We start from the raw sequence: 13,789 nt of genomic DNA, 5'->3' as shown, positions 1-13,789 counted from the left end.
CGTGATCATTCCCGTCGGCGGCCGACCGTCCCCCGCATGCCGTACGGCTCCCCCGGCGCCCGCGCCGCCCCCGCGGGCCGGGCACCGCCCACCGGGGCCACGAACCGCCGCAGCGCCTCGGCCAGTTCGCCCTCGAACGCGCCGTAGCGGTCGCGCAGCCGGGCGCCCGGCCAGTCCGGGGGCAGCAGCCGTTCGGGGAGCACGGGGTCGGCGAGCAGATGGCGTACGACGGCCGCCGCGATCGTGAACCGCTCCGCGAGGTCCGCCGCGCCGTCCAGCGCCGCCGTCAGCGCGCGGGCGTGCGAGGCCCAGCCGTCCAGGTCCCACAGGGCGGCGACCAGCTCCGCCGGGTCCTCCTCCGGCGTGCCCGTGAACAGCGAGCACTGGGCGCGTACCAGCGGCGGGTGCGGGCGCTCCAGGTTGGCGGGCCGCAGCCAGCTGCCCTCGCGCAGCTCGGCCAGCCGGAGCCCGGTCATCGTCTGCCGCAGGGCCGCGCGCTCGGCCGGTGACCGCCGCTCGGCGGTGACGAGGGCGATCTCCCACCGCCCGTCCCAGCCGCGCAGGCGCGGCGAACGGCTGTCGTCCTGCCGGGTCTGCCGGGCCAGCAGGCGCGCGGTGAGGCCGTAGGCGCCGTCGCGCTGCTCCAGGTCACCGGCGGCGACCATGCGGGAGAGCGCCACCCGCACGGTGCCCTCGGCCACGTCGAACAGCTCCCCGACGCGGACCAGCGCCCGTACGGGCAGGCGCGGCGGATGGTGCCCGAGCAGGGTGCTCAGGACGATGGAACGGGCGGTGAGCGGCCGGAGCGCGAGGGTCCCGCGGGCGGCCGCGGCGTCCTCGCTCGCGTACTCGTTCATCTGTCCGGAATTCTACTCGTTACGTCTTCACCGCGCGCATCGAAGAGGCGTAACGTCGGCGCCATGCCCACCACCCACGAGGTCTTCAACCAGGCGCCGCCGCTGACCGACTTCAGCACGGCCGACGAACCGGCGCTGCTGGAGGCCCTCCGGCGGTTCGGCGCGGACCGGCGCGAGGCCGCCGCCGACGGCCCGGACCCGCGCGCGGAGGCCGCCGCCGAGGTGCTGCGGCTCGGCGCGCTCGCCGGTTCGCGGGAGGTGCAGGAGCTGGCCCGGAGCGTGGAGGAGCGGCCGCCGCGGCTGCACACGCACGACCGGTACGGGCACCGCGTCGACGAGGTGGAGTTCGACCCCGCGTGGCACCGGCTGATGGCCACGGCGGTCGAGCACGGGCTGCACGCCGCGCCCTGGGCGGAGCCGCGCGGGGACGCGCACCTGCTGCGCGCGGCGAAGTTCTACGTGTGGACGCAGGCGGAGGCCGGGCACAGCTGCCCCGTCTCCATGACGTACGCGGCGGTGCCCGCGCTCCGCGCGGAACCGGGCCTCGCCGCGGCGTACGAACCGCTTCTCGCCGCCCGCGCCTACGACTTCGGGCTCCGCCCGCCACTGGGCAAGGCCGGGCTCGTCGCCGGGATGTCGATGACGGAGAAGCAGGGCGGTTCGGACGTGCGCGCCAACACCACGCGCGCGGTGCCGTCCCCGGCGGACGGCGGCGGCCCGTACGGCAGCGGGGGCGGCGGCGCGGAACCGTACCGGATCACCGGGCACAAGTGGTTCACCTCGGCCCCGATGAGCGACGTCTTCCTCACCCTGGCCCGTACGGAGGAGGGCCCGACCTGCTTCCTCCTCCCCCGCGTGCTGCCCGACGGCACCCGCAACGGGCTGCGGCTCCAGCGCCTCAAGGACAAGCTGGGCAACCGCTCGAACGCCTCCGCCGAGATCGAGTACGAGGACGCCCTCGCCTGGCGCGTCGGCCCACCCGGGCGCGGTGTCCGCACCATCGTCGAGATGGTCAACGTCACCCGGCTCGACTGCGTTCTCGGCTCCGCGGCGGGCATGCGCGTCGGACTGCGGCAGGCGCTCCACCACACCGCGCACCGGCGGGCGTTCGGCGCGACGCTGGCCGAACAGCCCCTGATGCGGAACGTGTTGGCGGACCTCGCCTTGGAGTCGGAGGCCGCGACCGTCCTCGGGCTGCGGCTCGCCGCCGCGCTGGACCGGGCGCGGGCCGGGGACGCGGGCGAGGCGGCGCTGCGCCGACTGGGCCTGGCGGCGGCCAAGTTCTGGGTGTGCAAGCGCGGCAGCGCGCACGCGGCGGAGGCCCTGGAGTGCCTCGGCGGCAACGGCTACGTCGAGGAGTCCGGCATGCCCCGGCTCTACCGCGAGGCGCCGCTGCTCTCCCTCTGGGAGGGCTCGGGGAACGTCGCCGCGCTCGACGTGCTGCGCGCCCTCACCCGCGAACCCGGCGCCCTGGACGCGTACTTGGCGGAGGTGGACCTCGCCGCCGGAGCCGACCGGCGGCTGGACGCGGCGGTGGCCGCGCTCCGCACGGAGCTGGCCGGGCTCGCCGCGGCCGGACCGGAGGACGCCCAACTCGGGGCGCGGGGGCTGGCGGAGCGCATGACGCTGGTGCTCCAGGGCGCGCTCCTCGTACGGCACGGCGCGGATGCGGTCGCGGACGCGTTCTGCGCCTCCAGGCTGGGCGGCGACTGGGGGCGGACGTTCGGGACGCTGCCCTCGGGCACGGACTTCGGCGCGGTGCTGCGCCGGGCGCGTACGGAGGGAGCGGCCGAAGCGCCGACGGGTGCGGGCGGCGGGCGCGTACGGGCGGCCGTATGACCGTGCGGGTCGAGCGGAACGGGCCCGTCCACACCGTCGTCCTCGCCCGTCCCGGCGCCCGCAACGCCGTGGACGGCGCGACCGCCGCCGCGCTCGCGGACGCGTTCCGCGCCTTCGACGCGGACGCCACCACGCGGGTCGCCGTGCTCTGGGGCGAGGGCGGCACGTTCTGCGCGGGCGCCGACCTCAAGGCGGCGGGCACCCCGCGCGGGAACCGGGTGGCGGCGGACGGCGACGGGCCCATGGGCCCGACCCGGCTGCGGCTGGGCAAGCCGGTCGTCGCGGCGGTGAGCGGCCACGCGGTCGCGGGCGGGCTGGAGTTGGCGCTCTGGTGCGACCTGCGGGTGGCCGAGGAGAGCGCCGTGTTCGGTGTGTTCTGCCGCCGCTGGGGCGTGCCGCTGGTGGACGGTGGCACCGTACGGCTCCCCCGGCTGATCGGGGCGTCCCGCGCCATGGACATGATCCTCACCGGACGGCCGGTGCCCGCGTCCGAGGCGTACGCGATAGGGCTGGCCAACCGCCTGGTGCCGGACGGGCGGGCGCGTACGGCCGCCGAGGAACTCGCCGCCGAACTGGCCCGGTTGCCGCAGGACTGCCTGCGCGGCGACCGCGCGTCGCTGCTCGACCAGGAGGGGCTGCCGGAGGCGGACGCCCTCGCCGTCGAACTCGCCCACGGGGAACGCGTGTTGGCGCGCGGCCTGGAGGGTGCCGCCCGGTTCGCGGCGGGCGAGGGGCGGCACGGCGCCCCCGCGTGGGAGCCGCCGGAAGCGGCGGAGACGGCGGAGGGGCCGCCGGACCCGTAGCCCGCCGACCCCCGTACCTCCGTCGCGGCACGCAGAAGGGCCGCCGTGCCGTCCCCTTCCCGGCACGGCGGCCCCGCCACCGTGCGGCGCCCGCCCTGGAGCGGGTCACCGCGTCACCGCGACGGCGCCGTTACGGCACCACCACGATCTTCCGGCCGACACCCGCCGCGAACGCGTTCAGCGCCTGCGGGTAGTCGGACAGCGGCAGCCGGTCGCTGATGAACACGTCCGGGTCCAGCACGCCGGCCGCGAACAGGTCCGCGGCGCGCTCGTAGCTGTGCAGGACGGCCATCGAGCCGGTGATGGTGATCTCCTGGTTGTAGATCTTGTACGGCTCGATGGTGGCCCGCGTCGCGTAGTCCGAGACGCCGAACTGGAGGAACGTACCCGCCTTGGCGACGCGCCCCAGACCGTCCTGGATCGCCGCGCCGTTGCCGGTGCAGTCCACCACGAGGTCCCAGCCGCGCGGCCGGTCGAACTCGTCCGCGTTCGCCGCCGTACCGGAGCAACCCAGCTTGCTGGCCGTGGCCAGCCGCTCGGCGTTGAGGTCCAGCACGTCGACGGAGGCGGCGCCGGTCAGCTTCGCCAGCTCCAGCATCATCAGGCCCATGGTGCCGGAGCCGTAGATGAGGACCCGCGAGCCGAGCTGGCTCTTGAGCACGTCGTAGCCGCGTACCGCGCAGGACAGCGGCTCGATGAGCGCGGCGTCCTGCGTCCGCACGTGCTCGGGCAGCCGCACGCAGTTCGCGACCGGGGCCACGGCGTACTCCGCCGCGCCGCCCGCCGTGGTGACGCCGATGGCGGCCCAGTTGTCGCACATGTTGTTGTGGCCGTTACGGCAGTGGCGACACTCGTAGCAGTACAACGACGGGTCGACCGCCACCCGGTCCCCGACGGACAGCTCGGTGACCTCCGTGCCGATGCCCACGATCTCGCCCGCGAACTCGTGTCCGGGAACGATCGGCAGCGACGGCGCGAACTCGCCCTGCATGATGTGCAGGTCGGTGCCGCACAGCCCGCAGGCGGCCACGTCCACGACCACTTCGCGCGGTCCCGGAGTCGGGTCGGGCACCGTGGTGAGCGTGACCTTCCCGGGCGATTCGACGAGTGCGGCCTTCATTTGACTGCTCCTAGCGACAGGCCCTGGACCAGCTTGTCCTGGGCGGCGAACCCGGCGGCCAGCACCGGCAGGGAGATGGCGAGCGACGCGGCGCACACCTTGGCCAGGAAGAGACCCTGGCTGGTGATCATGCTAGTCAGGAACACGGGGGCGGTCTGCGCCACCACCCCGGTGAGCACCTGCGCGAACAGCATCTCGTTCCAGCTGAAGATGAAGCAGATCAGTGCGGTCGCCGCCATGCCGGGACCGGCGATGGGGGCGATGACGCGGAGCAGGATCGTCGGCAGCTTGGCGCCGTCGATCTGCGCGGCCTCGATGATCGCGACCGGTACCTCCGCCAGGAAGGACTGCATCATCCACACGGCGATCGGCAGGTTCATCGACGTGTAGAGGATGACCAGCAGCCAGATGTTGTCCAGCATGTTGGTCTCTTTGGCGAAGAGATAGATGGGCAGGAGCCCGGCGACCACCGGCAGCATCTTGGTGGACAGGAAGAAGAACAGCACGTCCGTCCACTTCTTCACCGGGCGGATCGACAGCGCGTACGCCGCCGGGAACGCCAGGATCAGCACGAAGAGCGTGGACATCACGGACGCCGTCATCGAGTTGGTCAGCGGCGGCCAGGGGCTGTTGCCCCCACCGGCGCCGAAGAACTCCCGGTACCCGTCGAGGGTGAGCGGTGCCGTCAGGGACGGCGGGTTGGTGGCGGCGTCCGGCTCCGAGTGGAACGAGGTCAGCGCCATCCACACGACCGGCAGGACGAACAGGATGCCGAGGATCCAGGCGGCCATCCCCAGGGCGGCGTTGCGCCGGCGGGCCTGGCGCACCAACTGCGGCACGGGGCCCTTGGCACCGCTCTTGGCGGGCGCCGTCAGAGTCGCAGCCATTACCGGGACACCTCCTCGCTGAACAGGGACGACACCACGCGCAGGGCGAAGGTGGCGATGGCGATCGAACCGATCACCACGACGACGCCGGTGGCGGACGCCTCGCCGTACTCGTGCGCGTTGTAGAACGTCTCGTAGATCGTGTACGGCAGGTTGGCCGTACCGAGCCCGCCCTTGGTGATCGTGAAGACCGCGTCGAAGTTCTGCACGATGTAGATCGAGCCGAGCAGGGCGCCCAGTTCGAGGTACCGGCGCAGGTGCGGCAGCGTGAGGAAGCGGAAGATCTGCCAGTTGCTGGCACCGTCCAGCTTGGCCGCCTCGATCAGCTCACCCGGGCGGCTCTGGAGGCCCGCCAGCAGGATCAGCATCATGAACGGCGTCCACTGCCAGATGAGGGCCGTCTGCACCGCGATCAGCGGCATGTCCGTGACCCACTCCGGCTGCACCGGGTCGTCGATGCCGACGACACCCGCGGCCGCGTTGATCAGACCGTTGAAGAGGCCGTACTCGGGGTTGTAGAGCACGTGCTTCCACAGCAGGGCCGCCGCGACCGGCACGATCAGGAACGGCGCGATCAGCATGGTGCGGACGATGCCGCGGCCCTTGAACGTACGGTCCAGCAGCAGCGCGAGCAGCAGCCCGATCAGGATGCTGACCAGCACGACCACGGCGGTGAGGATCGCCGTCGTGACGACCGACTCCCGCACCTCCGCGTTGGACAGGACGGTGCTGTAGTTGCTCAGACCGGTGAAGTGCCGGTCGTCCGGCCGGAGGGAGTTCCAGTCGAACATCGAGGTCACGAGCGTGGCCACGAAGGGCAGCTGGGTGACGACGATCAGGAAGACGAGGGCGGGCATCAGGGGTGCCCTGGTCGCCCAGGCCTTGAGTGCCGGGCTCTTCGAGGCGACCGGTGGCGACGACGCCTCGGTCGAGGCGGCGGGCGGCGCGGGGGCCGCCGGGGGCGCGCTCATCACTGGTACTCCTTGCCTACCTTCTCGGCCAGCTTCTGCGACTTCGCGAGGGCGTCGTCGACGGACTGCTTCCCGGCGATCGCGGCGCTGATCTCCTGCGAGACCTTGGTGCCGAGGTCGGTGAACTCGGGGATGCCGACGAACTGGATGCCGGGCGCGGGACGCTCCTGGACACCCGGGTTACGCGGGTCGGCCTTGTCGATGGCGTCGTGCGTGACCTCGTAGAACGCCTTGGCGTCCTTCTGGTACTCGGGGATCTCGTAGGTGGAGGCGCGCTTGCCGGCGGGGACGTTGGCCCAGCCGATCTCCTTGCCGACGAGCTTCTCGTACTCCTTGCTGGAGGCCCAGGAGATGAACTTCCACGCGTTGTCCGCGTTGCCGGAGGCCTTCTGCATGGCCCACGCCCAGGTGTACAGCCAGCCGGAGCTCTTGGTCTTCTCGACCGGGGCCGGGACGTAGCCGATCTTGCCCTTGACCGGGGAGCCCTTGGCCTCCAGGGAACCGGCGCCGGCGGTGGCGTCGTACCACATCGCGGTCTTGCCCTGGGTCATGTTGTTCAGGCACTCCGCGTAGCCGGACTGGGCCGCGCCGGCCTCGCCGTGCTGGCGGACGAGGTCCACGTAGAACTTGGTGGCCTTCTTGAACTCGGGCGACTCCAGCTGCGCCTCCCAGTCCTTGTTGAACCAGGTGCCGCCCATGGTGTTCACGACGCTCGTCAGCGGCGCGATGACCTCGCCCCAGCCGGGGAGACCGCGCAGACAGATGCCCGCGAGGCCCTTCTTGGAGCCCTCCACCTTGGCGGCCAGGTCGGCGACCTCGGTCCAGGTGGGCTTCTCGGGCATCTTCAGGCCCGCCTTGTCGAAGAGGTCCTTCCGGTACATCAGGAAGGAGGACTCACCGTAGAAGGGCGTGCCGTACGTCTTGCCGTCCTCGCCGCTCAGGGACACCTGCATCGGCGTGAGGATGTCCTCGGGGGCGAACTTCTTGTCCTCGGACATGTACGGGTCGAGGGCGTGCAGCCACTCGTTCTTCGCGTAGATCGGGACTTCGTAGTTGCTGACCGTGGCGACGTCGTACTGCCCGGCCTGGTTGGAGAAGTCCTGGCTGATCTTGTCGCGGACCTCGTTCTCCGGCATGACGGTGAAGTTCACCTTGATGCCGGTGTCCTTCGTGAAGTGCTTGGCGGTCAGCTTCTGCAGATCGGCCATCTGCGGGTTGTTGACCATGAGGACGTTGATCGAGTCGTCGTCCGACCCCCCGCCCCCCGCTCCGCTGCACGCTGCCAGGAGGCTTCCTGCTGCCGCTACGGCGATGAATGCACGCGCTGGTTTTCTACTCTGGCTGCGCATGTCCTGCTCCGTTTTCTACTGGGATGAGGGGCTTTGTGCTGTTCTTGCTGTGCGTGGTGCGGTTCTGCCGGTGTCGCACCGCCGTACCCCGAAGGTGTGTTCGGGAGTACGGACCGCGAACGGTAGCCGAGGAAGGCGGAAGCTCGGGTAACGGGCCTGCGCGCCGAGGGCCATGTCGGGGTGTCAGACCCGGATGACCTGCGGTCCTTGGAGCGAGTAACGATGCGCTTCCGAAGCGGACAGACCCGTCGAGGTCACGATCGCTTCGAAGTCGCCGACCTCGGCGAAGCGGCAGAAACTGACCGCGGCGAACTTGGTGTGTATCCCCGCGAACACGCGTCTGCGCGCCGCGCGGATCGCCTGGGACTTGACTTCGCTCACGGCCGGATCGGGGGTGGTCAGGCCGTGGTCGCGGGAGATGCCGTTGGCTCCGATGTACGCCAGGTCGATGACGAAACCGGAGAGCATCTTCGTGGTCCAGTGGTCGACCGTGGCCAGCGTCCCGCCGCGCACCCGGCCACCGAGCAACAGCACGGTGAAGCCGTCGTGTTCGGCGAGCGCGCCCGCCGCCGCGAGGGAGGCGGTGACCACGGTGAGGTGCCGGTCGCGCGGCAGGGCCTCGGCGATGAGCTGCGGGGTGAAGCCCTCGTCGACGAAGACCGTCTCGGCCTCGCCCAGCAGTTCGGCCGCCGCGGCGGCGATACGGCGCTTCTCCGGCACGTGCATGGTGGTGCGGAACGCGAGGGTGGTCTCGAACCCCGCGCTCTCCACCGGGTAGGCGCCGCCGTGCGTGCGCCGGAGCAGACCGTGCGATTCGAGCACCCGCAGGTCACGGCGGACCGTTTCCCGTGCGACACCCAGCTCGGCGGCGAGCTCCGCGACATCCACGGAACCGCTGCGACGGGCCGCTCCGACGATCTCCCGCTGTCGCTCTTCCGCGCTCATGAGGCTACGCCTCCTTTCCGTTCGGGCGTCGTGGTGCCCGTTCGGGCCGTGTGAAGAGTTGTACATGTGACAGGTCACAGCTGCCAGGCTTGAAGCACACGGGATCGTGCCCGCTTGTGACCACTTCCCGACGGCCGGAAAAGCCGCCACACCAAGGGAAACGGGCCACGGGGCGATGTGAACCACTGCCCGTTTGGCGCATTCCGTTGCCCGTTTGGCGTCTGCGGCGCAAGTCCGAGGTTTATCCGAGTGCGCGTCCCGGTCCGGGCAGCCGTGCCCAGGTCAGGGCATCACGGCACACCTCACCCCGTCCCCGGCCGGGGCTCCCGGACCCGTACCGCCCCGGGAGAACGGGCCTGCCCGGCACCGCGCGACGCGGCACCGGGCAGGGACGCCCGTACGGACCGTACGCCGCCCGGCCCGGACGGCGGAGGCCGAACGGGCCGGACCCGGGCCCGGGGTTCGGCCCGAGTCCGGACCCGCTACGTGCCGGACGGCCCCTGGGCGGGGCGCATCCGGAACTCGTACCGATCCGGTATCGGATCGTCCGTGATCGCCTTCCACGTCTCGTTGAGGACCTCGTCGCCCTCCCGCAGGTCGTCGACCTCGAAGCCGCCGCCCTCCGTGAAGACCGCCCGCGCCCCCGCCACGTCGCCCTCGGCGACCAGCACACGGGCGTGCAGCAGGCGGCAGCGCCCGCGTGCCCGCTCCTCGTCCGGCAGCCGGTCGAGGACCGCGCGGGCATCGGCGGGCCGGTCCGCGGCGAGCAGCACGGGGACCGCCTCGCGGACCAGCGCGGCCAGCGCGGGCCCGTCGGCGACGAGCGCCACCGCCGCCAGGAAGCGGTCGGCCGCGCGCTGCGGGTGCAGTCCCGCCGCCGCGTCGTACGCGTCGGCCACCGCGAGGCAGCGCAGCGCCCACGGGGACTCGGCGGCGGCGCAGGAACGCTCCCAGCTGCGTACCGCCTGCGCGTGGTCACCGGCGTGCCACTGCGCGATGCCCAGGTGGTAGTCGGTCACCGGCCCCGACGGCGCGCACTCCAGCTGGTCGCGCCAGGCCGCCGAGACCAGCGTCGCGCCGGGCGGCGTACCGTCCCGCTCCGGCGCGTCCGGGTCGCCGTCCGGGCTCCCGCGCCCCGGCGCGGCCCGTACCTCGCCGGGCAGCCGCCCCGTCTCCAGCAGCTGGAGCCACGGCTGCTGCTCCTCCCCCAGCAGCTCCGCGGGGAACGGGGTGCCCGGCAGCCGGTGCCCGCCGCGCGCCACCTCCAGCGCGCCCCAGCCGGAGCCGGTGGCGAGCAGCGGCCCGGCGGGGTCGGTGTCGGCGTACGGGCGCCACGCGGCGTACGCCGCCTCCACGTCCACCCGGGGCAGCGCCGCCTCCAGGCGTTCCTCCACCTCGGCGCGTGCGGCGCCCCAGTCGTCGCCGTGTACGGTGGCCGCGTCGGCGTCCAGCGGGCCGTACGCCTCCAGCCACGCGAACTCGTCCCCCGCCTCCAGCGGTACGTGCTCCAGCTGCGTGCGCGCCAGCCCCGCCTGGATCTCGGCGTAGCCGGGCGTGCCCGGCTCGGTCAGCCACCGCTGCCAGCGGCGGCCGCCGGGACCGTGCCCCCACACGAACAGCTTCCGGCCGCGCAGCAGATCGGTGGAGGTCTGGACGAGGCCCCGGCCGTCCCCGTCGAGCGACGCGATCCACTTGCGGGCCTCGGTGGGCACCTCGTAGAAGAAGTCGGCGGGGAACTCGCTGCGCAGCGGATAGCTGCGGTCCGCGTCCCGCCAGTGCGGCACGGGGATACGGCGGAGGCTGCGCTCGTACCCGAAGTGCCAGGTCTCCTCGGCGGGCACCAGCACCCGGGTGCGCTCGTCCTCGGGGACGGCGATGTTCGACCACCAGTAGACGGGCACCGTGCGGTCGTGGGGATTGCGGATGCGGGCCCCGACGTGGAGGAAGTCGGAGCCCTCCGGCAGCCACAGGTCGACCTGGAACGGGGTGTCGCGCAGCCGCTCCCACTCCCACAGCCGCAGCATCTCCCCGCCGTCCGGCGCGGGGACGACCGCCGCGTGCACGGGCGCGCAGGAGAACGTGGTGTGGCCGGTGGCGCCGATGTTCCACTCGATGCCGCCGGAGAACCAGGCACCGTTCAACGCGAAGTCCGCGGGCTGGAACACCGGGTTCGCGTACAGCAACTCCCGGCCGGTGGGCTTGTGGTGGAGGGAGTACACGCGGCCGCCGAAGCCCGGCAGCACGGTGGCCCGCAGCCGGTCGCTCTCGATCACGAGGGTGCCGACGGCGCACGGCGAGCGGTCACGCCCGTAACCGTCGAGGACGCGGGTCGGCAGCACGGAACGCAGCGGTTCGTACCCCACCTGGCGCGCCATCGACGAGGGGAGCGCGGCCCGTTCGCCCTCCTCCAGGGTGTGCGCCTCGTCGAGGGGGAACAGCGGCGGCAGCGGGTTCTCCGGTCCGACGGGCGCCACGGGCAGGGTCAGACTGCTGCTGCGAACGGTCGTGCGGCCCACGGCGGCCTCGCTCTCTCCCACGGGCCGCCGCCCGTGCGGGACCCCCGGATGACCATGGAACACGTTCGGCCGCGGGTTGAACAGCCCTTCCAGGCAAGCCCTGGACGTTGCTTCTCCCTCCCTTTGGTCAAGTCGTGAGCCGGGCGTACGGGGCCGCGCGGCGCGGGTCCCGTACGGTGCGCGGGGGCCGTGCGGTGCGTGGGTCCCGTGCGCTGCGCGGGGACCGCCCGTACGCGCCGTCGTTCCCCGCGCCGCGCACTCCGCCGTTCACCCCGCCGTTCACTCCGCGAGGACCGACTCCAGCAGGTCCGCGAGGAGCGCCGCGCCGTCGCCGTCCGGGTCGCGGTCCGGGTCGTAGATCGTCAGCTGGAACCCCGCGCACCGCGGTGACGCCGCCAACGGCCGCAGCAGGGCCCGTACTTCCTCGACACCCAGCCCGCCCGGCTCGTCGCTGTCCACGGCGGGAAGCACACCGGGGTCGAGCACGTCGGCGTCCATGTGCAGCCAGAATCCCTCCAGTTCGGGGGCGGCGACGCGCTGGAGCGCGGCGCGGGCGGTCTCCTCGGGGCCGCGCGCCCGAACGGTCGCGACGGGGGCGTGGTGGATGTCGAGTCGGGCGAGTTCCTCGAAGCAGTTGTCCGGTTCGTTCTCCGCGTCGCGCAGGCCGAGGAGCGCGACGTCCTCGTCGCGTACGTACGGCCGCAACCCCTCCAGGTCCGTCAGGTCGGCCTGGCCGCGGCCGGTCACCAGGGCCACGTCCTCGCCCCCGGCGGCGCCGACGCCGCCGGGCGCGTTGCCCGGGTGGCGGAAGTCGTCGTGGCCGTCCAGGTAGGCCAGTCCGTAGCGGCCGACGCGGCGCAGCGCGAGCGACGAGCCGAGCACGATGGAGCAGTCGCCGCCGAGGACCACGGGGAAGTCACCGTCCCGTACGTGGCGCTCGACGCGGTCGGCCAGGCGGCGGCTGTACGCGGCGAGTTCCGCCGCGTGGAACACGCCGTCGCCGGGCCGCCAGGCGCCGCGGTCGTAGCGGGGCGGCACGACCACACCGCCCTCGGTCGCGCCGAGGCGCCGGGCCAGCCCCTGGTCGCGCAGGGCGCCGGCCAGCTTGGCGCAGCCGGGCACGGTGCCGGGGGCGGGCGGGCGGAGGCCGAGGTTGGAGGGTGCGTCGAGGAGTACGAGTCGGCGTGACATGGGGACATTCTCCGCCGACCGGCGCGGTGGCGTACGTGTCGGGGCTGCGAGGATGCGTGACATGCCGCCCGTACCGTCCCGGTCACCCGCGCCCACCACGTCCGACGGGGCGCCCTCGCCCGCCGGGGCGCCGGTCCCCGACGGGGCGGACCCACGGTGGGGCGGGCGCGTCCCCGCGTCCCTGCCCGTGGTCGCCGCGATGGGGCGGCACGACGCCGGACGTGCCTGGCTGGCCCGACTGCCCGCCACGATCGAGGAGTTGCGGGAACGCTGGGGGCTGCGGCTGGGCACGCCGTTCCACGGCGGCAGCTGCTCGTGGGCGGCGCCCGCCTGGCGGCCGGACGACGCCGGGGGCCCGGGGCGGGGCGGCACCGCGCCCGCCGTACTGAAGGTGACCTGGCCGCACCCCGAGGCCGTGGGCGAGGCGGACGCGCTGCGGCTCTGGGCGGGGCGCGGCGCGGCGCGCGTGTACGAGGCGGACCCCACCACGTACGCGCTCCTGCTGGAACGCTGCGACCCCGGCACCGAGTTGGGCCGCGCCCACGGTCTCCCGGCCGACGAGCGGCTGACGGCCGCCACCGACGTACTGCGCGAGCTGTGGTCCGTACCGGTCCCCGCCGGAGCCGGGTACGCGCCGCTCACCGACGTCACCCTCGCGTGGGCGGACCTCGCGGAGGAGCGGGCCGCGCGGCGGTGGCCGGACGGCATCGACACGGGACTGTTCCGGCTGGGCGCGCGGCTGCTGCGCGAACTGCCCGGCTCCGCCGCGCGGGAGGTGCTGCTGCACGGCGACTTCAACCCCGGCAACGTGCTCGCGGCGCGGCGCCGCCCGTGGCTGGCGATCGACCCCAAGCCGATCACCGGCGATCCGGCCTTCGACCCGTGGCCGCTGGTCGAGCAGGTCGACGACCCGTTCGCGCGGCCCGATCCGCGGGCGGTGCTCGCGCACCGGACGGCGCTGGTCGCGGAGCGGCTCGGGGAGGACGCCTGGCGGGTACGCGCCTGGGCCGTGGCCCGGCACGTCGAGTACCTGCTGTGGTCCGTCGTGGAGGACGAGGACCTGGCACGCAGTGTCGTGATGATGGCGCAGGCCCGGACGCTGGCGGACGTGGCGGGGCTCTGAGCCCGGGAGGGCGCGATGGGCGGGAGCGGCGCGCGGGGCGCGGTGGTCGGTGGGCGGTGGTCGGCCTGCGGTGGTCGGTGGTCGGCGGGCGCACCCGGCCCGACGTGCGGAAACGTCTCCGTGGTTGCGGCTCGCGCCCGTCGCGCGACGATGGACTGACGCACGGCCGACGACCGGCGGGCCTCCGG

At 73.4% G+C, this 13,789-nt stretch carries 11 protein-coding genes; 3 read left to right on the top strand and 8 right to left on the bottom strand.

Annotated features, from left to right (window positions below; genetic code table 11):
• Positions 1-5: 5 nt before the first annotated feature.
• Complete coding sequence (locus tag D7M15_RS25255; RefSeq protein WP_121519601.1) at positions 6-857, bottom strand: PaaX family transcriptional regulator C-terminal domain-containing protein; 852 nt, start codon at positions 855-857, stop codon at positions 6-8.
• A 63-nt stretch (positions 858-920) separates the two neighbouring features.
• On the opposite strand from D7M15_RS25255, the gene D7M15_RS25250 reads away from it, so the two are divergent.
• Positions 921-2,696 (top strand): acyl-CoA dehydrogenase family protein, encoded by a 1,776-nt coding sequence (locus tag D7M15_RS25250; RefSeq protein ID WP_121519600.1) that lies wholly within the window; start codon positions 921-923, stop codon positions 2,694-2,696.
• Complete coding sequence (locus D7M15_RS25245) at positions 2,693-3,499, top strand: crotonase/enoyl-CoA hydratase family protein (protein ID WP_121519599.1); 807 nt, start codon at positions 2,693-2,695, stop codon at positions 3,497-3,499. Before D7M15_RS25250 ends, D7M15_RS25245 begins: the two co-directional genes overlap by 4 nt.
• A gap of 130 nt (positions 3,500-3,629) precedes the next feature.
• Here D7M15_RS25245 and D7M15_RS25240 read toward each other — a convergent pair whose 3' ends face one another.
• The 7 genes from D7M15_RS25240 to D7M15_RS25210 all read right to left on the bottom strand — a co-directional run bounded on the left by D7M15_RS25240 (position 3,630) and on the right by D7M15_RS25210 (position 12,478).
• On the bottom strand, positions 3,630-4,619 hold the full coding sequence (locus tag D7M15_RS25240) for a zinc-dependent alcohol dehydrogenase family protein (RefSeq protein ID WP_121519598.1): 990 nt from the start codon (positions 4,617-4,619) through the stop codon (positions 3,630-3,632).
• Positions 4,616-5,506: a carbohydrate ABC transporter permease gene (locus D7M15_RS25235; RefSeq protein WP_121519597.1), complete on the bottom strand. Its 891-nt coding sequence runs from the start codon at positions 5,504-5,506 to the stop codon at positions 4,616-4,618. Before D7M15_RS25235 ends, D7M15_RS25240 begins: the two co-directional genes overlap by 4 nt.
• Positions 5,506-6,477 carry a sugar ABC transporter permease gene (locus tag D7M15_RS25230; protein WP_121519596.1) on the bottom strand — a complete coding sequence of 324 codons (972 nt, stop codon included), beginning with the start codon at positions 6,475-6,477 and terminating at the stop codon, positions 5,506-5,508. The genes D7M15_RS25235 and D7M15_RS25230 overlap by 1 nt, the downstream gene beginning before the upstream one ends.
• The gene (locus D7M15_RS25225) at positions 6,477-7,826 is read right to left on the bottom strand and encodes a sugar ABC transporter substrate-binding protein (protein ID WP_121519595.1); all 1,350 of its coding nucleotides are present in this window, start codon (positions 7,824-7,826) and stop codon (positions 6,477-6,479) included. Before D7M15_RS25225 ends, D7M15_RS25230 begins: the two co-directional genes overlap by 1 nt.
• A 183-nt stretch (positions 7,827-8,009) precedes the next feature.
• Complete coding sequence (locus tag D7M15_RS25220) at positions 8,010-8,771, bottom strand: DeoR/GlpR family DNA-binding transcription regulator (RefSeq protein WP_121519594.1); 762 nt, start codon at positions 8,769-8,771, stop codon at positions 8,010-8,012.
• A 482-nt stretch (positions 8,772-9,253) separates the two neighbouring features.
• A complete protein-coding gene (locus tag D7M15_RS25215; protein ID WP_240649478.1) occupies positions 9,254-11,308 on the bottom strand; it encodes a DUF5107 domain-containing protein in 2,055 nt (684 codons plus the stop codon).
• Positions 11,309-11,566: 258 nt separating this feature from the next.
• Entirely contained in the window at positions 11,567-12,478 is a 912-nt protein-coding gene (locus tag D7M15_RS25210; protein ID WP_121519592.1) for an arginase family protein, read from the bottom strand.
• 61 nt (positions 12,479-12,539) lie between these two features.
• Between D7M15_RS25210 and D7M15_RS25205 the strand changes: the two genes are divergently transcribed.
• A complete protein-coding gene (locus D7M15_RS25205) occupies positions 12,540-13,601 on the top strand; it encodes an aminoglycoside phosphotransferase family protein (RefSeq protein ID WP_121521369.1) in 1,062 nt (353 codons plus the stop codon).
• The last annotated feature ends 188 nt before the right edge of the window (positions 13,602-13,789 follow it).

This window comes from Streptomyces sp. Z26, from assembly GCF_003665095.1.
Taxonomy (GTDB): domain Bacteria; phylum Actinomycetota; class Actinomycetes; order Streptomycetales; family Streptomycetaceae; genus Streptomyces; species Streptomyces phytohabitans.
Note: the sequence above shows the minus strand (reverse complement) of the source record. Positions and strands in the feature narration are given on the sequence as shown.

What these genes read in the sequence shown, in the direction of transcription:
- D7M15_RS25255 (WP_121519601.1), bottom strand. Translation starts at nt 857, where the DNA reads ATGAACGAGTACGCGAGCGAGGACGCCGCGGCCGCCCGCGGGACCCTC.
- D7M15_RS25250 (WP_121519600.1), top strand. Translation starts at nt 921, where the DNA reads ATGCCCACCACCCACGAGGTCTTCAACCAGGCGCCGCCGCTGACCGAC.
- D7M15_RS25205 (WP_121521369.1), top strand. Translation starts at nt 12,540, where the DNA reads ATGCCGCCCGTACCGTCCCGGTCACCCGCGCCCACCACGTCCGACGGG.
- D7M15_RS25220 (WP_121519594.1), bottom strand. Translation starts at nt 8,771, where the DNA reads ATGAGCGCGGAAGAGCGACAGCGGGAGATCGTCGGAGCGGCCCGTCGC.
- D7M15_RS25240 (WP_121519598.1), bottom strand. Translation starts at nt 4,619, where the DNA reads ATGAAGGCCGCACTCGTCGAATCGCCCGGGAAGGTCACGCTCACCACG.
- D7M15_RS25245 (WP_121519599.1), top strand. Translation starts at nt 2,693, where the DNA reads ATGACCGTGCGGGTCGAGCGGAACGGGCCCGTCCACACCGTCGTCCTC.
- D7M15_RS25225 (WP_121519595.1), bottom strand. Translation starts at nt 7,826, where the DNA reads ATGCGCAGCCAGAGTAGAAAACCAGCGCGTGCATTCATCGCCGTAGCG.
- D7M15_RS25210 (WP_121519592.1), bottom strand. Translation starts at nt 12,478, where the DNA reads ATGTCACGCCGACTCGTACTCCTCGACGCACCCTCCAACCTCGGCCTC.
- D7M15_RS25235 (WP_121519597.1), bottom strand. Translation starts at nt 5,506, where the DNA reads ATGGCTGCGACTCTGACGGCGCCCGCCAAGAGCGGTGCCAAGGGCCCC.
- D7M15_RS25230 (WP_121519596.1), bottom strand. Translation starts at nt 6,477, where the DNA reads ATGAGCGCGCCCCCGGCGGCCCCCGCGCCGCCCGCCGCCTCGACCGAG.